The following is a 19,818-nucleotide window of genomic DNA, read 5'->3' as shown; positions in this document are numbered from 1 at the left end:
ATGGCGAACGGATGGGAAAGGCTGGGCGAGGTGTTCGCCGGCACCGCGGCTGGGGGCAACGACTCCTACACGCGCGGTGTTTCGAAGCAAGCCCAGTTGGCACAACTTTTGGCTGGCGCTCAAATCAAGCAAGACGAAGCGATTGCACGCGATGAACTGTTGGGATCGATGATCGCCAACGGCACTGCTCGTCCCGAAGCCGCGATGCTCTCGACAATGCTGCGCATGGGCGCTGATCCCACGAAGATCAGCGGATACCACGGCGACGTGCAGACGCAGGGGTTCCAATCCGAGGCGATGGACGCAGCGCGCAGCGGGAACGTGCCGCTGCTCAACGACATCATGACTGCGATCTCTGGCAAACCTCGCCAAACGGCCACCATGAGCGAAGGGACGCTCTTCGACCCTTATGGCGCCGTCGGCCAGTCCGTAAACGTCACTCCTGTCGGCCAGTCCGCCATCGGACAGCGCAACGCCTCGGCCGCATCCAGCTATGCGACTGCTGCGCGGACAAGGCAGGCGCAGCAGATCGACCTGATGAAGGAAATGCGTGCCGGCGCAGGCGGAACCGCCGCCCCAGGTCAGCCTAAGCCTGCCAGCGCAGCCGACATGAAGGCACAGCAGGCAGTCACCACGAAGGCGGCGCAGTTGGGCAACGTTACGCGCGGGCTTGATCGTATCCAAAGCGCCTTGGGGGGACTATCGGGGGCGCTATTTGATACTGGGCCGCTGGACCAATACGTGATGCGGAACACGCCCGCCGGCCAGGAGCTGGATGCCGCTGTGGGTGCGATCCAGAACTCGATGCTGGCACTGACTCGCGTTCCAGGCGTTGGTTCGCAGTCCGACCTAGAAGCACGCATCGCCGCGTTGCAGTACCCGAGTCTCGGTGTCGCGCCAGAGGTGAACGCGCGAACCATGCGCCAGCTGCGCGACTTCGTGACCGAACTCCAGGGCGTCAGCATTGCCCCAAACGCAGCTCCGCCCGCTGGCGGCGGTGTTGATGACCTTCTCGGCAAGTATGGGGTTCGCTGATGGCCACTCTGGAACAGCTCGAACAGGCCCTGCGCGCCGCCGATGCCGCCGGCAACACTGAGGATGCCCGCCGGCTGGCGCAGGCCTACAAGGCCCAGCGCGATGCGGAGCAAGGTCCCCAAGCGCCAGCTGCCCACCCACCGATCACGGATCTACCAGCTGTGCAGGCCGTGGCGCCTGACGGCTGGGAGTACGGCATGGGGCGTGATGCGGCCTTCGGCCTGCGCTCGATTCTCCAAGGCGGCGGCAGCCTGCTGGGCGCGCTCGGTGGCGATGCCCTGGGCGCGTTGGAAACCAAACTCACCGGACGGCCCGTAGCCAGCTTCCGGGACAACGCTGCGCGGCTGGCCGACGTGCTTGGCCTGCCGCAGGCGCAGACCGCCGGCGACCGCGTGCTGGGCGATGTCGGCGAAGCGCTGACCGGTACCGCACTAACCCTTGGCGGCGGTGCGGCCCTCAATGCGGGGCGTGCAGTGGCGCCCACGCTGACTACAGCTGCCCGTGCACCCACTGCTGTTCCTGGCGTTGCCGAGCGCGCTGGAGAGTTCCTCACTGCACAGCCGGTGCTGCAGGCGATCAGCACGATCGGCAGTTCTGGCGCGGCCGGGCTGGCTCGGGAGAGCGGTGCAGGTCCTGTTGGCCAGCTGGCGGCCGCACTCGCTGGCGGCATCGGCCCGGCGGCTATCATGCAGGGCGGAGCGGCAGCAGTGCGTGGCGCCGTGCGCGGCCGCTCCGGCGAGGCCATGCGGAACACCATTGCCGATTTCGAGGCGTTGGGCACTACCCCATCCGTCGGCCAGGCATCGGGCAACACCAACCTGCAGGGAGTGGAGAACCTGCTGGCGGGGGCGCCGACCAGCTCGGGCGTGATGCGCCGTTTTGCCGAAGGGCAGGGCAGCGACATCGCCAAGAACCTCGGGGAGCGGTCTCGCGCACTGGCGGCAGACCCCACCCGGCAGAACGCTGGCATGGCCATCGAAAAGGGCGTCGCTGCCTTCAAGGGCGACGTCACTGCGCGCCGCCGGGCGTTGTATGACGCCGTCGACCAGCTGGTGCCGTCGGATACTCCAGTGCGCTTGGACCGGACCAATGCCGAGCTGGCGCGGCTGACCGCGGTTGATCCAGGCGCGCCAGCGTCCGCCGCGTCGATGATCCCTGACGAGGTCACGCAGCTGGCGCGCAACATCGCTTCCGACCTGGGCGAAGGTGGCACCGCGCTGCCCTATCAGACCTTCAAGGATCTGCGGTCGAACCTGGGCAACGGCCTGTTCGACTTCACCCTCACACCTGACCGGGCCACCTCGCAGCTGCGCGGCGTATACCGCGCAATGGGCGACGACATCGAAGCTGCTGTGCAGGCGCAGGGTGGCAAGGCCCCCGAGGCTCTGGCGCGGGCGAATGCCTACTTCAAGTCCACGCAGGAACAGCTGAAGCAGCTGGAGCGTGTGGTGAACAAGGCTGGCGGCCCGGAGAAGGTCTACAACGCGGTGATGGCTGGCGCTGGTGAGGGCGGCACCACGCTGAAGCGCGTGATGGAGGCTCTGCCGGATGATGGCAAGAAGTCGCTGACGGCTGCCGTGCTGAACCGGATGGGCCGCCCGACGCCGGGCCAGGCCGGACTGCCGGCCGAGCAATTTAGCCCCGGCACGTTCATGACGAACTGGAGCAAGCTTTCCGATGAGGCGCGGCGGGAGCTGTTCGGCCACTACGGCCCGGGCTTCGCCAAGGATATGGACCAGATCGCCCGGGTGGCCGACAACATCAAGAGCGGGTCGCAGGTGTTCGCCAATCCCAGCGGTACGGGGAATCGCGCTGCAGCGTACACCTATGGCGCCGCGCTGGTGGCGTCGCTGATGGACGTCACCGGGACCACGACCGCCCAGCTGATCGGAGCAGGCTTAGGCGCAAATGGTGGAGCGAGGCTGTTGACCAACCCGCGCTTCGTGAAATGGTTGTCTCGGGCCACTACCGCGCCAGTGGGATCCGTTACCGGTTCGCTGGCTTCGCTCCGAAACATCGCGTTGAGCACTGGGGACCCAGAGCTAAAGGAAATTGCTGAGGAGCTTGGGAAGGCCGAGCAGGAATCCGCCGGCGCAAACGACGACCAGTAGGGCGCATGCAATCAATGCCAGCGCCATCCAACCGCCACCACGGGAGCCGGCTTCGTGCTTGCGCTCCCAGTCCTTGCGCCGGATCTCGCTCCAGGCCTTCTCCGGGTGGAACTGCCCGGCATCCTTGAATCGATCGTCTGTCATGGGGGCCTCGGACTGAACCTCAGTCGGCTCGGTTAACACAGCGGAAGTGGAGGGTAGCGTCGGGCCAGCCGCCGAACGCGCGGGCCTGCTTGGAGTCAGCATTGACGGTTTCCATCACCTTGCCCTTCTGCTGGCAGAAGGCTGCAGCCTGTTGGTAGTTCGCCTGCTGCATCTTCCCGGATGACGAGAATCCGGTACGTCCTCGCGCAGCGATGTGGTAGCCATCGGGGCCATCCGGGACGATGCCGGAGCTGGCAACGCAGCCAGCGAGTGCGGCGCAAGCAGCGATCACAACGAATTTCATATTCCCTCGCATATCGGTCCATCTGGCGGCAGGTTGGTGAGCGGCATCCTACCACCAGCGCCGCCCAGCCCTGCGCCCATTGAAGGGCCGGGGGCCGGGGGTAGGGTGGCCCATACCGATCAGCCCAGAGGCCGCCATGCTGTCAGCCGCCATCGTCGTCACCGGGGAAGGCATGTTCATCGAGTGGCCGGACTGTCCCGGCGACGAGTTCACCGTTCCGCTGCATGCCGATGCCGTCATCTTGTTCCAGCGGGTGGCGTCTAACCCAGCATGTTTTGCAGCAGTGGAAGTGCTCTCTGCCAGTTGTCCAGACCAGCATCCACCAACTTCAGTACAAGGTGTTTGGTGGTCTCGCCGGGCAGCTCTCGAAGCTGATCGAGGAATCGCTGCTTATCGGGCGGAGGCAGATCCGAGCTGAGCACCTTGGCCTCGATGAGTGCCTTCAGCTGGTCATCGTGAAGCTTGATCGTGACGACGCCGAGGATTGCGCCCAGGCCGCCATCGTCAGCCAGGAAGTCCATGCCCTTGGCAGTGATTTTTGCCTGCATCAGCGGGTTTCCCCGATGTGCTGGGCCAAACCATTCGCCCCACAGCAGTTCATGCTCGTGTAGATAGGCGATGTTGACGCCCGCCTTAGCGAATTCCCCCGCCATCAGGGTGCCGGCATCAACTGACTGGGGATAGCTTTCGGCCAGTGTCAGGAGCAGTTGCCGCTGGTATGCCCTGTCAAGTAGTTCCATCTGTCCGTCTCCGGTAGCGGTTGGGTTGGTTGGCGCCGCCAACTCTACCGGAGTACGGATTTCTCCCATTGATCGCCTCCCCCCAGAAGGCACCGTAGGCCCATCAATTCCAAGGGGGCCGACAGTGGCACGAATCACAGCACAGGAGGCGGGCGGCGTAATCTACGCCCTGACCGAGCCAGGCGGCGGGGCCGTCAGGTACGTTGGCCATACCACGAAGCCGTTGGCTGAGCGGCTTGGCGGTCACATCTCGGCAGCAAAGACGGGCACGAGTCGCCCGGTGTGCCTGTGGATCGTCGGGCTGCTCGATGGTGACGAAAGGCCTGGCATCCGAGTGCTGGAAAAGCTCTCCGCGTCCGATGACTGGCAGGAAAGGGAACGGGCATGGATCAGCCAATACAGAAGTGGCGAGTCCCTCCTGAACCTCACCGCCGGCGGCCTTGGCTGGCTGGGCCATAGTCATTCCGCTGAAGAGCGCGCGAAGATCGGAGCAGCGCACCGTGGGAAGACCATCTCGCTACGCCAGCGGCAAAAGCAGTCCGCAGCGATGGTCGGCCGGCACCTGTCCATGGAGACGCGCCAGAAGATCTCGGATGCGATGGCCGGGCGCGAGTTTTCCGCAGAGACCAGAGCGCGCATTAGCACTGCGAAGTTGGGTCGTCCTGTCCCGAGCGCCTCGGGCGCATTGAATCATCGGGCAATCCTCACCGCTGAGGCCGTTAAGGCCATCCGGCTGGGCGAAATCGGACTCCGAGACGCAAAGCAGATGTGGGGCATCTCCAAGTCCCAGTTCTACCGCGTGAAGCGCGGCGAGCAATGGAGGTCGGCAGCATGACGAGCAAGCCTGAAATCTCGCCCCAGGAAGCTGGCGGAGCGAACGTCTGCGCGTTCCTTTCGATGATCGCTTGGTCGGAAGGTACGGACAACGGCCGTCAGCCGACCAGGGACCGCGGCTATGACGTCCTGGTGGGCGGCGGCCTGTTCTCCGACCTCAGCAAGCACCCCGAGAGGCTGGTGCGGCTGAATTCCACGCTCAGCTCCACCGCTGCCGGCCGGTACCAGTTCCTGAAGCGGACTTGGGCCACCTTGCAGGCTCGGCTAAAGCTGCCGGATTTCAGCCCGCTGAGCCAGGACAAGGGCTGCATCGAGCTGATCCGAGGCCGCCGCGCGCTCGATGCGGTGAAGGCCGGCCAGTTCGACCGCGCTGTGGCGCTGTGCGCCAAGGAGTGGGCCAGCCTGCCGGGCGCCAACTACGGCCAGCACGAACAGAGCCTGGAGAAGCTGCGGCAGATCTACAAGAAGGCCGGCGGCACTCTGGGTGGGGGCGTATGAGCATGGAAGCCCAGCCGAGCCAGGACGGCCGCACCCGCATTTCGCTCGGCCCCGTCGAGAAATGGATCGTCGGGGCCTTCGCCGGCTTCATGGTCGCCGGTGGGTACTGGCTGATCAGCTCGATGCAGGCGGTGCTGACCCAGCAGCAGGTCACGAACCAGCAGATGGCCACCGTGCAGCAGCAGCTGCAGACCTTCAACACGCAGCTGGCCGATGTGCCGGCGCTGAAACTCGAACTGGCCAAGCTGGCCGTGCAGGTCGAGCAGAACAAGGCCGACATCAAGGAGCTGAAGCAGCTCAGGGGGCTGAAATGAAGGTCGAGCTGATCGACGGGTGGCGCCGCGCCTGGAAGCTGGCCTCGGTGTGGGTGTTCGGCCTGGTGTGCCTGTTCCCGGACATGTACGACGCGATCGCCGCTATGGGCTGGATGGACGAGCTGCCTGAGCCGGCGAAGTGGTCGATCCGCGCGCTCGGCGCGGTCGGCGTAGTGGCCCGCGTGCTGAAGGCCCGGAGACGCTCCGATGCAAATCCCTGACCCGATCCGGCCGTATGCAGACCTGATCCGCTGGGGCCTTGCGGCGCTGCTGGCTGGCGGTCTGTTCGTGGCCGGCTGCCAGCGAGGCGAGGACCGTCAGGCTGCACAGGACCGGGAGCAGATCGAAGCCGTGCAGCGGCAGCTCGACGGCGCGCGCGCCGAGGCTGCGGAGAACCTGCGTGCGGCCAACGCCGCTGGCGAGCTGCTGCAGGAAGTGAATCGGCAGACCCAGGCATCCATCGATGCGGCCGAGGCAGCCCGAAAGGCCTCCGATGCTGCGGCCCGCCGTGCCGAAAAGGCAGCGGCTGAGGGTCAGCGACGCGCCACTGCCGCGGAGAAGGCCCTGGAGGCCGCCAAGAACACACCGGCTTGCCGGTCCCAACTGGAGATGGCCCTGTGCGATTCCATTCCTTTGCTCTGATCCTGCTGCTGCCTCTGTGTGGCTTCGGCACATGCTCGAAGAAGCCCCAGCGGCCGAACCTGCCGGACACTGTCTACGTTCCGGTGGAGAAGCAGGTGCCCGTCGACTCGCGCCTGACCAAGCCATGCCCGGCCAAGCGCGCCACGTCCCGCACGATTGAGGCTGTGGTGGCCGCCTACAACGCCAACCTGATCGTGCTGCAGGACTGCGACACCCGCATGGGCGAGATCCGCAGCCTGGGCGAGGGGAAGACCCAGCCGTGAGCAAGGTCAAGCTTCAGGACAACCTCGGCCGTGTGGTGAACATCAACCCTGATGCCACCAAGGGCGCGATCGTGGGCGTCAACCTGTACGCGGCCGACGGCAAGACACTGATCGATCCGGCCCAACTCGGCGGTGGCTCCGGCAGCAGCAGCAGCGTGGCGTGGGATAAGGTCACCAACGTTCCGAAGAACCTGGACGCGTTCGCCAAGCTGTCGGGCATGGGGTACCCGGTGCTGGTTGGCCCGGGCGACTGGCGCATGCGCACCTTCCGCTCCGGTGGAGGCATCAACGTCGTCAACGGCAACGGCCGTGAAGGCGATACCGTGGTGCGGCTGGAAGAAGTCGGGAACACCGAAGACGGCCAGGCGCTATTGAAGATCACCCGCGACGTGTACGGCCGCGTCATCGCCACCGCGGCAGCAAGCACCGACGACCTGGCCGAGGGCGGGAGCAATCTGTACTTCACCGCCGCGCGTGCTGATGCTCGGGCCGATGCGCGCATCGCCGCGCAGAAGGGTGCAGCCAACGGCCTGGCGCCGCTCGACGCGGCCAGCAAGATCCCCACGCAGTACCTGCCGGCGCTGGCGATCACGTCCACCTTCGTGGTGAACAGCCAGGCCGCGCAGCTTGCGCTGGATGCGCAGGAGGGCGATGTCGCCGTGCGCACGGACCAGAGCCGCACGTACATCCAGAACGGCGGCAGCGCTGGCACGATGGCCGACTGGACGCTGCTGCAGACGCCGCCCGACCTGGTGCAATCCGTGAACGGTCAGACCGGCACCGTCTCGCTGGACGCCGCAGACGTGGACGCCACCCGTTCCGTGGTGGGCCTGCAGGGCGACGTGACCGCGACCGACATCGCCGACGCCCTCGGCCTCGGCACTGCCGCCACGCGCGCCGCCACCGACTTCGTGGCCATCGCTTCGCTGACCACCCTTCCCAACGCCGTTGATGACGCCGCAGCCGCAACCGCTGGTGTGGCCGTCGGTGCGATGTACCGCAACGGTTCCGTCCTCTGCGTTCGCATCTCCTGAGGTAGCCCGATGACCACGAAATTTCCTGCCGACATCGACCAGTTCGAGAACCCGCGGCCGAACGACAGTCAAGCGCAGGCGCGCACGCACTCAGATCAGCATGGCGACGCAAACGACGCCATCGAGGCTGTGCAGCGCAAGCTGGGAGTGAATGAGTCCGATGACGTCGATTCCATCGACTTTAAGGTGGGAGCGCTGGAAAACCTGACCGAAAGTCTTGGCAGCGCGGCATTCGAACCGACAGATGCTTTCGCATCAGCCGCCCAGGGCAGCCTTGCCGCCAGCGCTGTACAGCCTGCGGTACTGGACGCCTCGGTTGCGGTGATCAATGCGAAGATCGACACGACCAACGCCGCAACCAATGTACGTGTGGACAACTTGGAGGCGGCGCAGTCGAGCGACGCTATCTACACTGCCACTTGGGCCGAGCTGGCAGCATCGTCTGGCACCTTCGCGGGGCAGGGTGCGTTCGTCACCAGCGACAACGGCAACCATACTGACCCTGTTAGTGGCCAGCCGGTGAGCAACTCGGGGCAGTACAAGTGGACCGGCACGGCCTGGCAATGGCTGCGCGCCGATATTCTTGCGCAGAAAGCGGACAAGTCTGCGTTGGAGCCGGTAGCGGCGACCGCACGGGGCCTCGCGGTCGCCCAGCAAGGGGAAGCGCTGCGAAACCTGGAGCGCGATGGAATCACCGGCTTTTCGTTCCCGATTCAAGCGCGCGACGGTCGTGTGGTCGGGTTCAATTCGAAAGGTGGCGTAAACGTTGCAGACGTGGTGGTGCCTGGCACCAACACCGTCCCGTCGCGAGACGGCCCGCGGATGATCGGGGTAGTCGCATCGTCGGTAGATGGGAAAGTGGGTATCGGGTTCGATCCCAGCACCGGCCTCACCTATGTGCTGCCGGACGCAGCCTCCCTCACCTACATCGGCGAGAACATTGCCGGCGCGCCGCCATCACTGCGCGGGGACTGGGGTAGCAACGTCTACAACGTTCGTCACTACGCAAATGCGGCGTACAACACGGCGACGGTGTCAGACCGCGCCGCGCGCACCTACGACGCGCGTCAGCTGATTGCGGGGGCACAGCCCACGCTGATGATGGCCGCACCGTCGAGCCAGCGAATGAAGGTGGTGTTCGTCTACGGCCAGTCCAACGCTGGCCTGGGTGGATCCACCGGTCGGATCGTGTCCGATGCACCTTGGCCGCATTCCACCGTGGGCTTTGCCGGCGTCAACGGCTCTAGTCAGCAGGGCACCGTGCACATGTCGGCGGCGACGCTGAGCGACTTCGTGGCGGCGCTGGATTTCGACCTTGCACAGACGCCTGCGATCTGTTCAAGCTACGGCATCACCCAGTACAACGCATGGGCAGGTCGGCAGGATCCCGGCTACATCGCTGCGACGGCATGGCATGGGTCTCAGCCGATCACCAGCTTCTATCCGAACGCCATCAGCGGATTCTGGAACTACGAGAATGCTGTGACCTTCCTGCAGCGTTCCGTCGCTCTGGCGGCAACCTATGCCCGGACCGCTGAGCTGGACGTGATGCAGTGGATCCAGGGCGAGGCAGGGCCATCCGGGAGGGAGAACTATGCGACCCAGCTCAATGACCTGTTAAATACCGTTCTGCCTGGATTCAAGGCCGCAACCGGCCAGGCCCCAGACGTGAAGGTGGCTATCTGGCAGACGAACATGAGCAAGGCAAGTTCGGGCGAGAATTACGCGAGCCAGGGCCAGTGGGATGTTGCAAATTCGCGCGCCGACTCTTTCCTGGCCGGCCCCATGTACCAGTTCAAGCTTGGGGATGAATCCACAGGGCCCAGCACGGTGCACACCGGACCGGAAGGGCGGCTGATGCTGGGCGAGACCTATGCGGACGTGTATGCGTCGATCGTCGACAAGGGCGCGTGGAAGCCTATCCAGCCTGTTTTGGCGGTGCGCTCGGGGAACATCATCGATGTGACGTTCGAGGGCACCATGCTGGATCGCCCTGGTGCGGCTCTGGCCATCGACGCCGATTGGGTGCCGGCGACGCCCAATCATGGGTTCAGCTACACCGATGATGCCTCGCCGCCAGTAATCACTGCTGTGACGCTGCAAGGCCCGCGAACTGTGCGGATCACCCTCGCGACGGCACCCACCGGCAGCGGCAAGACGCTCCGATATGCGATCGACGCTTTCAGTGACGTTCCCTACTGGCCTACCCGCCGCGGCAATCTGATGGTGAGGACAGACCGCGCGAGCTGGTGGCGCCAGCGGGGAATTGATGTCCCGTCTCATGTGCGCCACTACGCCATCCGCTTTGAAATCCCCGTTACGGAGTAACCCTCATGTCTGGATTCACCTATCCCCAGCCGTTCAATAATCCCGGTATCCCGGTGTACCCGAGCCATGCAAGCGCTCTGCTGGCTGATGCAAGGGTCTCTCACTGGTTCCAAGCGGATGCGCGCTTCACCGAGACCGATACCAGCGGGATTTCCGCTTTCATCAACCGGAAGAACGCCAGCTCGAAGTTCAACAGAAACGGTGCTGCCAACTCGCCGGACCTTTCCCCCAACCAGTTCGCGGGATACAGCGGGGCGGTCTTCAACCCAGCGGATCCCGACTACTGCATCCTTGGCGAGTCAGTGGACCTCACCCAGCCATATACCTGGGCAGGTATTGCCCGGCTCGACAACAACGCGGCGACTGGAAACCTGCTGGCAGTTTTCACGAATAGCAGCACGCGCAGCATTCTCAACGTGAGTGCTGGAACGAGCGTCCTCCGATTCCAGCGAGGGACGTCGACAGCGCAGCTGCCAGTGCAGGTAGGAGTGCCGTTCGCGTTCATCGCGAGCTATGACGGTACCAACATTGCTTTGGCGATCGGGGGGCAGGTGAATACCGCAGCGGCCTCCGGCGCCCCCGGAACTACCAACATTGCCTTGGGCGCGCTGCCCGGCGGGTCTCAGTTCTGGAACGGTGCAATCAGCGACGTGATTTTCTGCAACGGGCTGGGTGCGCTCGATGGCAGCGCCGCAGGGAACGAGGTAGCAGCCAAGTTGCGGAACTACTTCCAGAACGTGTACGGCTTGACTGCTTGACACCTGGCAGGGTCGGGCCAAGCTCGACCCTCTCAGGCAACCGGCTGCAGCAGATCCTCGCGGTTGTTCCGTGGCGTGTTCACCGCGCGGGTGACCCGATAGGCCTCCATCGCCGGCGTCTCGCTGGCCAGCAGCATCGCCATGGCATCGTCCGGGCCAGCTGCCATCCACTCATCGAGCTGGCCGGCCTGCAGCCAGACCGGCATGCGGTCGTGGATGTCGGCCGAGACGCCGCTGCTGTCGCCGGTGATGATGGTGAAGGTGCCCAGGTTGCCGTCGGGCAGCAGGGGGCTGGCATCCTCCCACAGGCCAGCGGCCAGCAGCGGCCCGGCGGCGTGGATGAACCACGGGTCCTTCTTCTCGTCGATCGGGCTGACCGACCACTCGTAGTAGCCAGCCATCGGGATCACGCAGCGGCGCTTTTTGAACGCCGCCCGGAAGGCGGGCTTGGTGGCCACCGTCTCGATGCGGGCGTTGATCGTCGATCCCTGCAGGCCCTTGGCCTTGGCCCAGAACGGCAGCAGGCCCCAGGCCAGACGCGTGACCTGCCGGCCTTCGCCGCGGTCCAGGATCACCGATGCGCGCTGCGTCGGCGCCAGGTTGTAGCTGGGCTGGATCTCGGCCAGGCCGGGGGCAAGGTCAGCCAGCCCCGGCTGGCCGAAGTCGATCACGGGGAGCTGGACGAATCGGCCGCACATGGCCGGAGGGTAGCCCGGCCGGCCGTGCCCGGGGCGTGTAGGGACAGCCCGACCCGACAGGGCGAGGTTGCCCGATGGTATCGACCAGCCAAGGCGGGCATCCTGACCTTGCCGGATCCGGGGCCGCAGGCAGCTCAACCCGGGGGCGCTTGAGCAGCGCCGCGCCGGCACCGATTCCGAACGATTCAGCCACGTGGTCCCCGCGTTCGCAGGATCTGCGACAGCCGGTCGTATCCTTCCGGCCATGCGTTCTTCCCATGGCTTCCGCACCGCCCCAATTCCATCTGGCTGGGTCCAGACCGGTGAGCGCTGGGCGCTCTGGTACAACGCTCGCGAGACGGCCAGCGTCACGCCCGATGGCGGTCCCGGGGTCCGCCTATGGATGGAAGGCCAGAAGATGTGGCACACCAAGGAAGCGCGCGCCGCCAACGTCCGGCAGGCGAAGCGCTATGCCGAGCGCTGGTGCGCGGCGAGGCTGTATCCCGATCTGCCCCTTCGTGAGGCCGTTGCCCGGCTGACCGACAGCACGCCGATCCAGCCGCCGCCGCCACTACCCGGACTGCCGCCGACCCGCGAGCAGCAGCAACAGGCCCGGCGCCTAGCCGAGGCCGGCGCGAAGGAGGTCGAGCGGATCAAGGCAGCGTTGGAGCCGCGCAGGCCGCCGGCCGAGACGAAGCCCCGCCCGAAGGACGCCCGCAAGGCATGGGTGAGGGCAGGGCTGCAGCAGATGCGGCGGGGTGTATAGGCGTGGCGGTCTGCACCCTATCCACGCGTAAGTGATTGATTGGATTGGGGCGCGATCTGCACTTTTGGGAAGGCGTCACTGCACCTTATTCCCTTACGGATCAACAGGATGGGCCTATCTGTAACGATGCCTGGGGGGCAGAGGGTCGTCGGTTCGAATCCGGCCGTCCCGACCACTGTGATGAATCAAGAAGCCTGCGCAGCGATGCGTGGGCTTTTTTGTGCGTGCGGTGTATGCTGCGCGCCACTCGTACTACCGCGGCTGCTGAACCCGGTACTCACGAGAACACATCATGGACTCTGCAAGAAACCGTGCCTGGCGTCGCAGCCAGGCGCGCAACCGTGGTGGCGACCGCGCCACGACCGCCTACAGCTACAAGCCCGAGAAGAACTGGAAGCTGCTGTACACGCGCGATGCCAAGCTCGCGCGCGCACGCCAGCTGGGCTTCACCTATCCGGTGCTCAGCGCCCGCCAATTGCAGGAACAGGAATGATCAACCTGCTGTTCGTCTGCAGCCGCAACCAGCTGCGCAGCCCAACCGCCGAAGCCATGTGGCGACGGCGGCCCGGCTTCACTGCGCTGTCGGCCGGCACCAGCCCGCATGCACGACGCCCCATCGGCCCGGCGGACATCCGCTGGGCCGATGTCATCTTCGTGATGGAGGCCAAGCATCAGCATCGCCTGCAGGCCGCATACGCGCGCCTGCTGGAACACAAGCGCCTGCATTGCCTGGATATCCCGGACGACTATCGCTGCATGGATCCCGTGCTGATGGATCTGCTGGACACCAAGGTGACCGCGTATCTCGATCAGCTGCCGGCAAAGCGGTAGATCAGCTCCGGGTCGCCGTCATCCAGTCCATGCACGATGCCGCTGTCGATGAAGCCCGATGCAACGAGCAGGCGCTGCATGGCGATGTTGGAGGCATTGGTCGAGGTGAACAGCTTGCGCTGTCCACGCTGTGCGATCGCGTGCCGCAGCAGTGCGGCGCCGACGCCCTGGCTGCGCCGCTCGCGCGCGACCATCAGCATTTCGACGAAGCCTTCGCCGAAGAAGTGCTCATGGAGGGTCATGTAGCCAACGATCTCGCGCTCCTGCTCGGCAACATGCACGTTGCCCCGCGCCAACCACTCGCCAATCTGTTCCGCCCGTCGAGGGTCGCTTGCCGCCACGCTGTCGAGTGCGATCAGCGCAGAGGCATCGGCGGGCGTCGCGTCGCGGACGCGCGGCGCAGTCGCAGCGGGCATGGTCGGGCTCCTGACAGGAGGGCTCAGTCTATCGGCTCTGCCGCAGGCGCAGCCGCACCCGCCGCAGCCAGCGCGTGCTCGGCAGTCAATACACGCGGAACTCGGCCCGGCAGCCGTCGCTGACCCACACGCCGCGGCGGTCCCAGCCCCAGTTCTGGTCCTCGATGCAGGCCGTCACCGACTTCTGCTTGATCAGGCGCACCTCGTGGCGCACACGGATACGGCATTCCTTGTCCTTCTTTTCGTAGGACTCGCAGACCAGGCGCTCGCCATCATCGTCACGGTCCCTGCCGCGGCCCGGCCAGCGTCCGCGCCCATAGCCGTCGGCGACGAACTCGGCGCGGCAGCCGTCGGTCACCCACAACGTGCGGCGGCTCTGGCCCCAGTTCTGGTTCTCCACGCACCGGGTCACCGACAGCTGCCTGGCCAGGCGCATGGGGCCTTCGATCGGGCATTGCGCGGTCTTGTTGAACTGCGATTCGCAGCGCAGCGCCGGAATGTGATCGGTGTCGTAGTCCTGTGCGGCCACGGTGGTGGCGGCCAGCAGCAGGGCAAGGGAGGTGCCGGTGATCGTCAGCAGCAGGCGATGGGACATGTGCAGGCTCGGTGGGGATGGGGCGGCAAGAATGGCCCAGTCCGGGGCTGCCGGAACGCTTCGTTCCGAAGATGGCTCAGTGGCGGTTTAGTAGTACGCGCGGGCCCATGCAGAGGCTTACATCCCGTATCATCGCTGCACATCCGATCGCATCGGTTTACACCCTCTTACATGTCTCCCACGCCGGTCGGCACAGCCTGTGGCTGTTGTCACTGGCATGCGGCCGGCGCGTGGAGGAGGATGCGCGGACCACGACGACCACAGGGGGTTGCGTTGATCAGCAGTACCGTCATTCATCGCTCGGCCGACGCAGGTGGCGCCGAGGTGCGGGTCCTGGACACCACGTTCAAGGGCAAGCATGTGTTCATTGCCTGGGGCCTGCGCGGGCCGGAACTGACCCGCAGCGCGGACCCGGCTGCCACCGTGGCCGCACGCAAGGCGCTGCACGCGGTTGCCGGCCACAGCGAGGGGCCGCGCAGCCCGGAAGTGTTCATCGCCAACCAGTCGGCGGTGGCGATCACGGTCTATCGCCTGCTTACCGAGGCGCGCTCCGGCGATGCCATCTTCTTCCTGTGCGATTCACAGGCGGTGGTCGAGTGGCTCATCACCGCGCTGGAAGTGCAGGGCGCGGACTGATTCCGCGCTCCGGCGCGCATCGATTCACGCCAGCGCCGCGTCCACCGCAGCCCGTGCGTGCAGTGCAGTGGTATCGAACAGCGGCACTGCGCTGTCTTCCGGTCGTACCAGCAGCATGATCTCGGTACAGCCCAGGATGATGGCTTCGGCACCGCGCGCCACCAGTCTCGCGATCACGCCGGCGTAGACCTGTCGTGAGTGCTCGCTGACCACACCGGCGATCAGTTCCTGGTAGATGATGTCGTGCACGCTGCGACGATCATTGGCTTCGGGAACCAGCACCTCCAATCCGAAGCGATCCTGCAGCCGGCCGCGGTAGAAGTCCTGTTCCATGGTGAAGGCGGTACCGAGCAGGCCCACCTTGCGTGCGCCTGCCTGCACGATGGCCTGGGCGGTGGGATCGGCGATATGCAGCAGCGGCAGTGGGCAGACCGCCTCGATGCGGTCGGCCAGCTTGTGCATGGTGTTGGTGCAGATCAACAGCAGATCGGCGCCACCGGCCTGCAGGCGCCGTGCAGCGTCGGCCATATGGTCGCCCAGCGCACTCCAGTCGCCGTCATGCTGCAGCTGCTTGATGCCGGCGAAATCCACCGACCACAGCAGCAGCTGCGCCGAATGTGCGCCACCGAGGCGCTGCCGCACGTCCTCGTTGATGAGCCGGTAATACTGCGCCGAGCTTTCCCAGCTCATGCCGCCGATCAGGCCAAGGGTCTTCATGCACAGCTCCATGCCGGGGAGCCGTCATTGCAGCACAGCCGATGTGGGAGTTGCACTACACATTAGTGGTTGCTAATGTGTTGGTCATGATCGAGAACGCCCTCTTCAAAGCGCTGGCCGACCCCACCCGCCGCCACATCTTCGAAAAGCTGGCCGAGGGCGGGCAGCATGCCAGCGCGCTGCGCGAGGGCATGGCGATCAGCCAGTCTGCGATGTCCCAGCACCTGGCGGTGCTGCGCGATGCCGGGCTGGTGAGCGAACAGCGCCAAGGCCGTTTCGTCCACTACGAGGTCGATCCGCGCGGGCTGGCGCACATCGGCAACTGGCTGCAGCGCTACCGGGCCTACTGGCCCGCGCGGATGGATGCCTTGCAGGATCTGCTGAAGGAGATGGACTGATGGACGATGTTCTGAACGAAGCGGCTCCCGCGTTGGTGATGGAGCAGTGGCTACCAGCGCCACCGGAACGGGTCTGGCGCGCACTGTTCGATCCGGCGCTGCGTGAGCGCTGGTTGCCTGCGGCCGATCTTGCCGATCCGCAGCCTTGCCTGTGCGAGGAGGGGCGGGAACTGGGGTTCCACCTGCGCGATGCGCAGCCCCCGCATCTGCACAGCCTGGTGTGTTTCCGGCTGCGCGCGGATGACGGCGGGGGGACGGTGCTGACCATCGTGCATCGGCTCACCGACCTGCGCGCGCTGCTGCCGTTGGCCGCCAACGACGATCATCGCACCATGATGCGCGCGGCCTGAGGCGGCGCCTGGATCGAACGCTACAGGGAGCAGGCACATGCGGGACAGAATGCAGCTGATACCAATGGTGGTGGAACGCAGCGAGCGCGGTGAGCGCTCCCATGACATCTACTCGCGGCTCCTGCGCGAGCGCATCATCTTTCTCAACGGCGAAGTCGATGACACTGTGTCGGCGCTGGTCTGCGCGCAGCTGCTGTTCCTGGAATCGGAAAACCCGGAGAAGCCGATCCATCTGTACATCAACTCGCCGGGTGGGGTGATCTCCAGCGGCCTGGCGATGTACGACACCATGCAATACATCTCGGCCCCGGTGCATACGCTGTGCATGGGCACCGCGCGGTCGATGGGTTCGTTCCTGCTGATGGCCGGCGAGCCCGGTCACCGTGCGGCGTTGGCCAATGCCAGCCTGCATGTGCATCAGCCGCTGGGCGGGGTGCAGGGCCAGGCGTCGGACATCTTCATCCACGCCGAGGAAATGCAGCGCACCAAGCAGCGCATCACCCGGCTGTATGCGCAGCATTGCGGACGCAGTGTCGAGGAGGTCGAGCAGACCCTGGACCGCGATCGTTTCATGAGTGCCGAGCAGGCATGCGAATGGGGCTTGATCGACCAGGTACTGGTACGGCGCGACGCGCTCGCGGCCTGAGCCTGCCTCTGTAACCACCGCATCCATGCTGCGCTGTGTGTGCCGCGCCAGGCCGGCGCACTCTATGCTGGTGGGATCTTCTGAAGTGGATGTCCGATATGGCGCTGCATACCTGGTGGTGGTTCCTCGCCACGGTGTTCGTTCTGTGTGGTACGCCGGGGCCGAACATGCTGCATATCCTCGGTCGCAGCGTCGGGCTCGGCTTTCGCGGTAGCGTGCCGGCGATGGCTGGCTGCCTGCTGGCGATGCTGCTGGTGCTGGCGGCCTCCGCAGCAGGCCTGAGTGCGCTGCTGCATTCCTCGCCGATGCTGTTTGAGGTGCTGCGCTATCTGGGCGTGGCCTATCTGGCCTGGCTGGGCCTGAAGGCATGGCGTGACAGTTGCCGGCCGGCACCACCGGTGACGGTCGATGCCGCGCTGCCGGTTGCGGCGTCGCTGGGCGCGTGGAAGGTGTTCCGTGGTGGCCTTCTGGTGGGCCTGAGCAATCCCAAGCTGCTGCTGTTCGCTGCGGCGTTCCTGCCGCAATTCGTCGACCCGTCGCGTGGCCAGGCGCTGCAGTACAGCGTGCTGGTCGCCACCTTCGCCGGCTGCGAACTGTTCTGGTACGTGATGTATGCCGCCGGTGGCCATGGCCTGCGCCGATGGTTGGCCAAACCCTTCGCGCGGCGCTGGTTCGAGCGGCTGGTGGGTAGCGTGTTCCTGGCCTTCGCGGTGGCCCTGCTGCGTTTCCGCCCGCGCTGATTCACGCCGCGCACGCGGCCTGTTCACGACTGCCGCATCGGCTACGGCCTAGCCTGATCATCCAGTACGCAGTCCCCACGGGGAAAGGTTTGACATGATCAAGTGGGCCATCATCTTCGCCATCATCGGTGTCATTGCGGGCGTGCTCGGCTTCGGCGGCATTGCCGGCGCCGCGGTCGGCATCGCCAAGTTCCTGTTCTGGGCCGGCATCATCATCGCCGTGGTGCTGTTCCTGCTCGGCATGACCGTAGCGAAGAAGGTCAGCTAGCGTTGATCGCGCAGCAGCGTACTCAGTGTGCGCTGCTGCGCGAGAACAGATTGATCACCAGTACGCCAGCACAGATCAGGCCGATGCCGATCAACGCCGGTGCATCCAGGCGCTGCTTGAACACCACCAGCCCGATCAGCGAGATCAGCACGATGCCGACGCCGGACCAGATCGCGTAGGCGATGCCGGTCGGGATCGACTTCATGGTCATCGACAGCAGGTAGAAGCACAGTCCATAGCCGACCAGCGCGCCCAGTGTCGGCGCCAGCCGGCTCATGCCGTCGGATGCCTTCAGCAGCGACGTGGCAATTACTTCCAGCACGATGGCAGCGGCAAGGTAGAGATAGGGATTCATTGAGCGCTCCTGCTCACTGCGGGTCGCATAGTTTCAGGGCCTGTTCGGCCATCGCCAATGCGTTGGCGCGTTCTTCCTCGTCCAGCGGACGCCCATAGGCCGTGGCCCAGTAGCCATCGGCAGCGCAGCGCGCCGCATACAGTCGGGGATCGTTGGCTTCGCCGGCGAACTCGGCCAGCATCGCACGCTTCCAGGTACGCCAATGCGCGAGCAGGGCTGGTTCCATCAGGTTGCCCAGGGTCAGGCCGATGTCGTTGTCCTGTTCCTGCTGCAGCAGATGCTCGAAATTGGCCTGCACATAGGCGCGGCTGAAACGACCATGCCCTTCGGGGTTTTCCTGCAGCAGGGCACGTACCCGCGCTTCGAATTCGCCGATGAGCGCTCCGATGGCTTCATCCACCAGTGCCTGCTTGCTGCTGAAATGATGGAACAGCGCACCCTTGCTGACACCGGCGGCCTGCGCGACGTCCTGCACGGTCAGCGCGGCCAGGCCATTACGGCCGATCACTTCAATGGTGGCCTGCAGCAGTGACTGACGCACGCTGTCGGGCGCCTTGCGGCGCGAACGGGAGGGGGATGCGGACATGGCGGGAAGAAACCGACTGGACGGTACGATTGTAACGCAGGCGCGTGGTGTCACCGCGCTGCCGGCCAGGGCCGGCAGCGGAACCGTCATGCGTCGATGCGGGCGAAACGCGGCTGCGGTCCGTGTTCGCCCGGTACCTGTTCGACGAACATGGCATACGGGCGCACCCACAGGCCGCCTTCGCCATAGAGCGCGCGATACAGCACCAATGGCTCCAGCGTCTCGCTGCTGCGGACGATATCGAGCACTTCGTACTCGCCGCCCTTGAAGTGGCGGTAGCGACCCGGGGCCAGGGTGGGTAGCGGGCTCAGCTCAGCCATGGGGTGCGCGCCTCACTTGCGTGCCGGGCTGGCCGGCTTCGCGCAGTAGGCATCGATGGCCTCGGCGGTATTGGCCAGGCCCTGTGCCTGTGCCAGTTCCCACGGGCGTTCGCAACGCTGGCTGCGCTCGCACCACTGGTAGCCGGCCGAACCAATGCATCCGTGGGCATCGCGATCGCCGCCCACCTTCGGTATCGCAGACGAGGTGGTCGCCGCATCGGCACGTGCGGCGGCGTCGTGCTGGTTGGCGCACGCGGTCAGCACCAGCAGGGCTGGAATCAGAAGAAGCGCTTTCATCGGGCGGGCTCCGTGCCTAAAGCGACAGTGTCTGTCGCAAATAGCCCTCCAGCAAGCGCTCAGTGCATGGCGGCGCGGATCAGCTCTTCAATCAGCACCAGATAGCTGGCGACGAAATAGAACTTCAGCAGCGTCCAGCGCTGCTGCGAGAAGAAGGTGCGCATGTGGAAGGGGCCCCTGTTGGTGACGGTAGTGTGAAGCTCCGTCAACTCCGT

General features: G+C 65.4%; 30 protein-coding genes. 20 read left to right on the top strand and 10 right to left on the bottom strand.

The genetic code is table 11. The annotated features are described in order from the left end of the window. Together AC5O77_RS02820 and AC5O77_RS02815 are read left to right on the top strand one after the other, a co-directional pair. Positions 1-1,035: a hypothetical protein gene (locus AC5O77_RS02820; protein ID WP_494506438.1), complete on the top strand. Its 1,035-nt coding sequence runs from the start codon at positions 1-3 to the stop codon at positions 1,033-1,035. Beyond that, positions 1,035-3,146 (top strand): hypothetical protein, encoded by a 2,112-nt coding sequence (locus tag AC5O77_RS02815; protein WP_494506437.1) that lies wholly within the window; start codon positions 1,035-1,037, stop codon positions 3,144-3,146. The genes AC5O77_RS02820 and AC5O77_RS02815 overlap by 1 nt, the downstream gene beginning before the upstream one ends. Before the next feature lie 163 nt (positions 3,147-3,309). On the opposite strand, the gene AC5O77_RS02810 is transcribed toward AC5O77_RS02815, so the two are convergent. Then, entirely contained in the window at positions 3,310-3,594 is a 285-nt protein-coding gene (locus AC5O77_RS02810; protein ID WP_494506436.1) for a hypothetical protein, read from the bottom strand. Between the two features lie 260 nt (positions 3,595-3,854). Continuing rightward, positions 3,855-4,334, bottom strand: a complete 480-nt coding sequence (locus AC5O77_RS02805) for a hypothetical protein (RefSeq protein WP_494506435.1) — start codon at positions 4,332-4,334, stop codon at positions 3,855-3,857. A gap of 124 nt (positions 4,335-4,458) precedes the next feature. Between AC5O77_RS02805 and AC5O77_RS02800 the strand changes: the two genes are divergently transcribed. Genes AC5O77_RS02800 through AC5O77_RS02760 form a run of 9 tightly spaced genes read left to right on the top strand, consistent with a single transcriptional unit; the run spans position 4,459 to position 11,005 of the window. After that, entirely contained in the window at positions 4,459-5,169 is a 711-nt protein-coding gene (locus AC5O77_RS02800; protein WP_494506434.1) for an NUMOD3 domain-containing DNA-binding protein, read from the top strand. Then, positions 5,166-5,666, top strand: coding sequence for a glycoside hydrolase family 24 protein (locus AC5O77_RS02795; protein ID WP_494506433.1), 501 nt, complete (start codon positions 5,166-5,168; stop codon positions 5,664-5,666). Before AC5O77_RS02800 ends, AC5O77_RS02795 begins: the two co-directional genes overlap by 4 nt. After that, positions 5,663-5,980 carry a hypothetical protein gene (locus tag AC5O77_RS02790; protein ID WP_478487455.1) on the top strand — a complete coding sequence of 106 codons (318 nt, stop codon included), beginning with the start codon at positions 5,663-5,665 and terminating at the stop codon, positions 5,978-5,980. Before AC5O77_RS02795 ends, AC5O77_RS02790 begins: the two co-directional genes overlap by 4 nt. After that, the gene (locus AC5O77_RS02785; protein ID WP_478487453.1) at positions 5,977-6,201 is read left to right on the top strand and encodes a DUF7940 domain-containing protein; all 225 of its coding nucleotides are present in this window, start codon (positions 5,977-5,979) and stop codon (positions 6,199-6,201) included. Before AC5O77_RS02790 ends, AC5O77_RS02785 begins: the two co-directional genes overlap by 4 nt. After that, positions 6,188-6,622: a hypothetical protein gene (locus AC5O77_RS02780; protein ID WP_494506432.1), complete on the top strand. Its 435-nt coding sequence runs from the start codon at positions 6,188-6,190 to the stop codon at positions 6,620-6,622. Before AC5O77_RS02785 ends, AC5O77_RS02780 begins: the two co-directional genes overlap by 14 nt. Continuing rightward, complete coding sequence (locus AC5O77_RS02775; protein WP_494506431.1) at positions 6,598-6,885, top strand: Rz1-like lysis system protein LysC; 288 nt, start codon at positions 6,598-6,600, stop codon at positions 6,883-6,885. The genes AC5O77_RS02780 and AC5O77_RS02775 overlap by 25 nt, the downstream gene beginning before the upstream one ends. Then, the gene (locus AC5O77_RS02770) at positions 6,882-7,919 is read left to right on the top strand and encodes a hypothetical protein (protein WP_494506430.1); all 1,038 of its coding nucleotides are present in this window, start codon (positions 6,882-6,884) and stop codon (positions 7,917-7,919) included. The genes AC5O77_RS02775 and AC5O77_RS02770 overlap by 4 nt, the downstream gene beginning before the upstream one ends. A gap of 9 nt (positions 7,920-7,928) precedes the next feature. Further along, positions 7,929-10,247, top strand: a complete 2,319-nt coding sequence (locus tag AC5O77_RS02765; protein ID WP_494506429.1) for a hypothetical protein — start codon at positions 7,929-7,931, stop codon at positions 10,245-10,247. Between the two features lie 5 nt (positions 10,248-10,252). Continuing rightward, the gene (locus AC5O77_RS02760; protein ID WP_494506428.1) at positions 10,253-11,005 is read left to right on the top strand and encodes a LamG-like jellyroll fold domain-containing protein; all 753 of its coding nucleotides are present in this window, start codon (positions 10,253-10,255) and stop codon (positions 11,003-11,005) included. 32 nt (positions 11,006-11,037) lie between these two features. On the opposite strand, the gene AC5O77_RS02755 is transcribed toward AC5O77_RS02760, so the two are convergent. Then, entirely contained in the window at positions 11,038-11,703 is a 666-nt protein-coding gene (locus AC5O77_RS02755; RefSeq protein WP_494506427.1) for an SOS response-associated peptidase, read from the bottom strand. Between the two features lie 244 nt (positions 11,704-11,947). Here AC5O77_RS02755 and AC5O77_RS02750 point away from each other — a divergent pair, with 244 nt between their 5' ends. The 3 genes from AC5O77_RS02750 to AC5O77_RS02740 all read left to right on the top strand — a co-directional run bounded on the left by AC5O77_RS02750 (position 11,948) and on the right by AC5O77_RS02740 (position 13,279). Further along, complete coding sequence (locus AC5O77_RS02750) at positions 11,948-12,448, top strand: hypothetical protein (protein ID WP_494506426.1); 501 nt, start codon at positions 11,948-11,950, stop codon at positions 12,446-12,448. Positions 12,449-12,740: 292 nt separating this feature from the next. Then, entirely contained in the window at positions 12,741-12,941 is a 201-nt protein-coding gene (locus AC5O77_RS02745) for a hypothetical protein (protein WP_014647847.1), read from the top strand. Further along, a complete protein-coding gene (locus tag AC5O77_RS02740; RefSeq protein WP_032128660.1) occupies positions 12,938-13,279 on the top strand; it encodes a low molecular weight protein tyrosine phosphatase family protein in 342 nt (113 codons plus the stop codon). The genes AC5O77_RS02745 and AC5O77_RS02740 overlap by 4 nt, the downstream gene beginning before the upstream one ends. Here the strand turns inward: AC5O77_RS02740 and AC5O77_RS02735 are convergent. Both AC5O77_RS02735 and AC5O77_RS02730 read right to left on the bottom strand, forming a co-directional pair. After that, positions 13,258-13,695, bottom strand: coding sequence for a GNAT family N-acetyltransferase (locus AC5O77_RS02735; RefSeq protein WP_121504556.1), 438 nt, complete (start codon positions 13,693-13,695; stop codon positions 13,258-13,260). The genes AC5O77_RS02740 and AC5O77_RS02735 overlap by 22 nt on opposite strands. An 85-nt stretch (positions 13,696-13,780) precedes the next feature. Continuing rightward, on the bottom strand, positions 13,781-14,290 hold the full coding sequence (locus AC5O77_RS02730; protein WP_032128662.1) for a DUF3011 domain-containing protein: 510 nt from the start codon (positions 14,288-14,290) through the stop codon (positions 13,781-13,783). Between the two features lie 240 nt (positions 14,291-14,530). Here AC5O77_RS02730 and AC5O77_RS02725 point away from each other — a divergent pair, with 240 nt between their 5' ends. Then, entirely contained in the window at positions 14,531-14,926 is a 396-nt protein-coding gene (locus AC5O77_RS02725; RefSeq protein ID WP_012511691.1) for a hypothetical protein, read from the top strand. 24 nt (positions 14,927-14,950) lie between these two features. Here the strand turns inward: AC5O77_RS02725 and AC5O77_RS02720 are convergent, their stop codons facing one another. Next, positions 14,951-15,643 carry an aspartate/glutamate racemase family protein gene (locus AC5O77_RS02720; protein WP_494506425.1) on the bottom strand — a complete coding sequence of 231 codons (693 nt, stop codon included), beginning with the start codon at positions 15,641-15,643 and terminating at the stop codon, positions 14,951-14,953. 86 nt (positions 15,644-15,729) lie between these two features. On the opposite strand from AC5O77_RS02720, the gene AC5O77_RS02715 reads away from it, so the two are divergent. The 5 genes from AC5O77_RS02715 to AC5O77_RS02695 all read left to right on the top strand — a co-directional run bounded on the left by AC5O77_RS02715 (position 15,730) and on the right by AC5O77_RS02695 (position 18,045). Further along, positions 15,730-16,041: an ArsR/SmtB family transcription factor gene (locus AC5O77_RS02715; protein ID WP_042358872.1), complete on the top strand. Its 312-nt coding sequence runs from the start codon at positions 15,730-15,732 to the stop codon at positions 16,039-16,041. Further along, a complete protein-coding gene (locus AC5O77_RS02710; protein WP_049423870.1) occupies positions 16,041-16,391 on the top strand; it encodes an SRPBCC family protein in 351 nt (116 codons plus the stop codon). The genes AC5O77_RS02715 and AC5O77_RS02710 overlap by 1 nt, the downstream gene beginning before the upstream one ends. A gap of 37 nt (positions 16,392-16,428) precedes the next feature. Continuing rightward, positions 16,429-17,037, top strand: coding sequence for an ATP-dependent Clp protease proteolytic subunit (locus AC5O77_RS02705; protein WP_032128666.1), 609 nt, complete (start codon positions 16,429-16,431; stop codon positions 17,035-17,037). A 98-nt stretch (positions 17,038-17,135) separates the two neighbouring features. Beyond that, positions 17,136-17,777 (top strand): LysE family translocator, encoded by a 642-nt coding sequence (locus tag AC5O77_RS02700; RefSeq protein WP_032128667.1) that lies wholly within the window; start codon positions 17,136-17,138, stop codon positions 17,775-17,777. Positions 17,778-17,871: 94 nt separating this feature from the next. Next, on the top strand, positions 17,872-18,045 hold the full coding sequence (locus AC5O77_RS02695; RefSeq protein ID WP_006380555.1) for a DUF1328 domain-containing protein: 174 nt from the start codon (positions 17,872-17,874) through the stop codon (positions 18,043-18,045). A 22-nt stretch (positions 18,046-18,067) separates the two neighbouring features. Here AC5O77_RS02695 and AC5O77_RS02690 read toward each other — a convergent pair whose 3' ends face one another. The 4 genes from AC5O77_RS02690 to AC5O77_RS02675 all read right to left on the bottom strand — a co-directional run bounded on the left by AC5O77_RS02690 (position 18,068) and on the right by AC5O77_RS02675 (position 19,603). Then, complete coding sequence (locus AC5O77_RS02690; protein WP_005410423.1) at positions 18,068-18,400, bottom strand: SMR family transporter; 333 nt, start codon at positions 18,398-18,400, stop codon at positions 18,068-18,070. A gap of 13 nt (positions 18,401-18,413) precedes the next feature. After that, complete coding sequence (locus AC5O77_RS02685; RefSeq protein ID WP_049401207.1) at positions 18,414-18,986, bottom strand: TetR/AcrR family transcriptional regulator; 573 nt, start codon at positions 18,984-18,986, stop codon at positions 18,414-18,416. Between the two features lie 86 nt (positions 18,987-19,072). After that, entirely contained in the window at positions 19,073-19,306 is a 234-nt protein-coding gene (locus AC5O77_RS02680) for a DUF1653 domain-containing protein (protein ID WP_049423874.1), read from the bottom strand. 12 nt (positions 19,307-19,318) lie between these two features. Continuing rightward, complete coding sequence (locus tag AC5O77_RS02675) at positions 19,319-19,603, bottom strand: hypothetical protein (RefSeq protein ID WP_253144734.1); 285 nt, start codon at positions 19,601-19,603, stop codon at positions 19,319-19,321. Positions 19,604-19,818 lie beyond the last annotated feature (215 nt).

This window comes from Stenotrophomonas sp. INTA L402-1, from assembly GCF_059295135.1.
Note: the sequence above shows the minus strand (reverse complement) of the source record. Positions and strands in the feature narration are given on the sequence as shown.

What these genes read in the sequence shown, in the direction of transcription:
- AC5O77_RS02735 (WP_121504556.1), bottom strand. Translation starts at nt 13,695, where the DNA reads ATGCCCGCTGCGACTGCGCCGCGCGTCCGCGACGCGACGCCCGCCGAT.
- AC5O77_RS02815 (WP_494506437.1), top strand. Translation starts at nt 1,035, where the DNA reads ATGGCCACTCTGGAACAGCTCGAACAGGCCCTGCGCGCCGCCGATGCC.
- AC5O77_RS02680 (WP_049423874.1), bottom strand. Translation starts at nt 19,306, where the DNA reads ATGGCTGAGCTGAGCCCGCTACCCACCCTGGCCCCGGGTCGCTACCGC.
- AC5O77_RS02720 (WP_494506425.1), bottom strand. Translation starts at nt 15,643, where the DNA reads ATGAAGACCCTTGGCCTGATCGGCGGCATGAGCTGGGAAAGCTCGGCG.
- AC5O77_RS02675 (WP_253144734.1), bottom strand. Translation starts at nt 19,603, where the DNA reads ATGAAAGCGCTTCTTCTGATTCCAGCCCTGCTGGTGCTGACCGCGTGC.
- AC5O77_RS02715 (WP_042358872.1), top strand. Translation starts at nt 15,730, where the DNA reads ATGATCGAGAACGCCCTCTTCAAAGCGCTGGCCGACCCCACCCGCCGC.
- AC5O77_RS02810 (WP_494506436.1), bottom strand. Translation starts at nt 3,594, where the DNA reads ATGAAATTCGTTGTGATCGCTGCTTGCGCCGCACTCGCTGGCTGCGTT.
- AC5O77_RS02820 (WP_494506438.1), top strand. Translation starts at nt 1, where the DNA reads ATGGCGAACGGATGGGAAAGGCTGGGCGAGGTGTTCGCCGGCACCGCG.
- AC5O77_RS02755 (WP_494506427.1), bottom strand. Translation starts at nt 11,703, where the DNA reads ATGTGCGGCCGATTCGTCCAGCTCCCCGTGATCGACTTCGGCCAGCCG.
- AC5O77_RS02805 (WP_494506435.1), bottom strand. Translation starts at nt 4,334, where the DNA reads ATGGAACTACTTGACAGGGCATACCAGCGGCAACTGCTCCTGACACTG.
- AC5O77_RS02785 (WP_478487453.1), top strand. Translation starts at nt 5,977, where the DNA reads ATGAAGGTCGAGCTGATCGACGGGTGGCGCCGCGCCTGGAAGCTGGCC.
- AC5O77_RS02790 (WP_478487455.1), top strand. Translation starts at nt 5,663, where the DNA reads ATGAGCATGGAAGCCCAGCCGAGCCAGGACGGCCGCACCCGCATTTCG.
- AC5O77_RS02730 (WP_032128662.1), bottom strand. Translation starts at nt 14,290, where the DNA reads ATGTCCCATCGCCTGCTGCTGACGATCACCGGCACCTCCCTTGCCCTG.
- AC5O77_RS02760 (WP_494506428.1), top strand. Translation starts at nt 10,253, where the DNA reads ATGTCTGGATTCACCTATCCCCAGCCGTTCAATAATCCCGGTATCCCG.
- AC5O77_RS02750 (WP_494506426.1), top strand. Translation starts at nt 11,948, where the DNA reads ATGCGTTCTTCCCATGGCTTCCGCACCGCCCCAATTCCATCTGGCTGG.
- AC5O77_RS02685 (WP_049401207.1), bottom strand. Translation starts at nt 18,986, where the DNA reads ATGTCCGCATCCCCCTCCCGTTCGCGCCGCAAGGCGCCCGACAGCGTG.
- AC5O77_RS02765 (WP_494506429.1), top strand. Translation starts at nt 7,929, where the DNA reads ATGACCACGAAATTTCCTGCCGACATCGACCAGTTCGAGAACCCGCGG.
- AC5O77_RS02705 (WP_032128666.1), top strand. Translation starts at nt 16,429, where the DNA reads ATGCGGGACAGAATGCAGCTGATACCAATGGTGGTGGAACGCAGCGAG.
- AC5O77_RS02795 (WP_494506433.1), top strand. Translation starts at nt 5,166, where the DNA reads ATGACGAGCAAGCCTGAAATCTCGCCCCAGGAAGCTGGCGGAGCGAAC.
- AC5O77_RS02700 (WP_032128667.1), top strand. Translation starts at nt 17,136, where the DNA reads ATGGCGCTGCATACCTGGTGGTGGTTCCTCGCCACGGTGTTCGTTCTG.
- AC5O77_RS02695 (WP_006380555.1), top strand. Translation starts at nt 17,872, where the DNA reads ATGATCAAGTGGGCCATCATCTTCGCCATCATCGGTGTCATTGCGGGC.
- AC5O77_RS02780 (WP_494506432.1), top strand. Translation starts at nt 6,188, where the DNA reads ATGCAAATCCCTGACCCGATCCGGCCGTATGCAGACCTGATCCGCTGG.
- AC5O77_RS02740 (WP_032128660.1), top strand. Translation starts at nt 12,938, where the DNA reads ATGATCAACCTGCTGTTCGTCTGCAGCCGCAACCAGCTGCGCAGCCCA.
- AC5O77_RS02690 (WP_005410423.1), bottom strand. Translation starts at nt 18,400, where the DNA reads ATGAATCCCTATCTCTACCTTGCCGCTGCCATCGTGCTGGAAGTAATT.
- AC5O77_RS02725 (WP_012511691.1), top strand. Translation starts at nt 14,531, where the DNA reads ATGCGCGGACCACGACGACCACAGGGGGTTGCGTTGATCAGCAGTACC.
- AC5O77_RS02710 (WP_049423870.1), top strand. Translation starts at nt 16,041, where the DNA reads ATGGACGATGTTCTGAACGAAGCGGCTCCCGCGTTGGTGATGGAGCAG.
- AC5O77_RS02745 (WP_014647847.1), top strand. Translation starts at nt 12,741, where the DNA reads ATGGACTCTGCAAGAAACCGTGCCTGGCGTCGCAGCCAGGCGCGCAAC.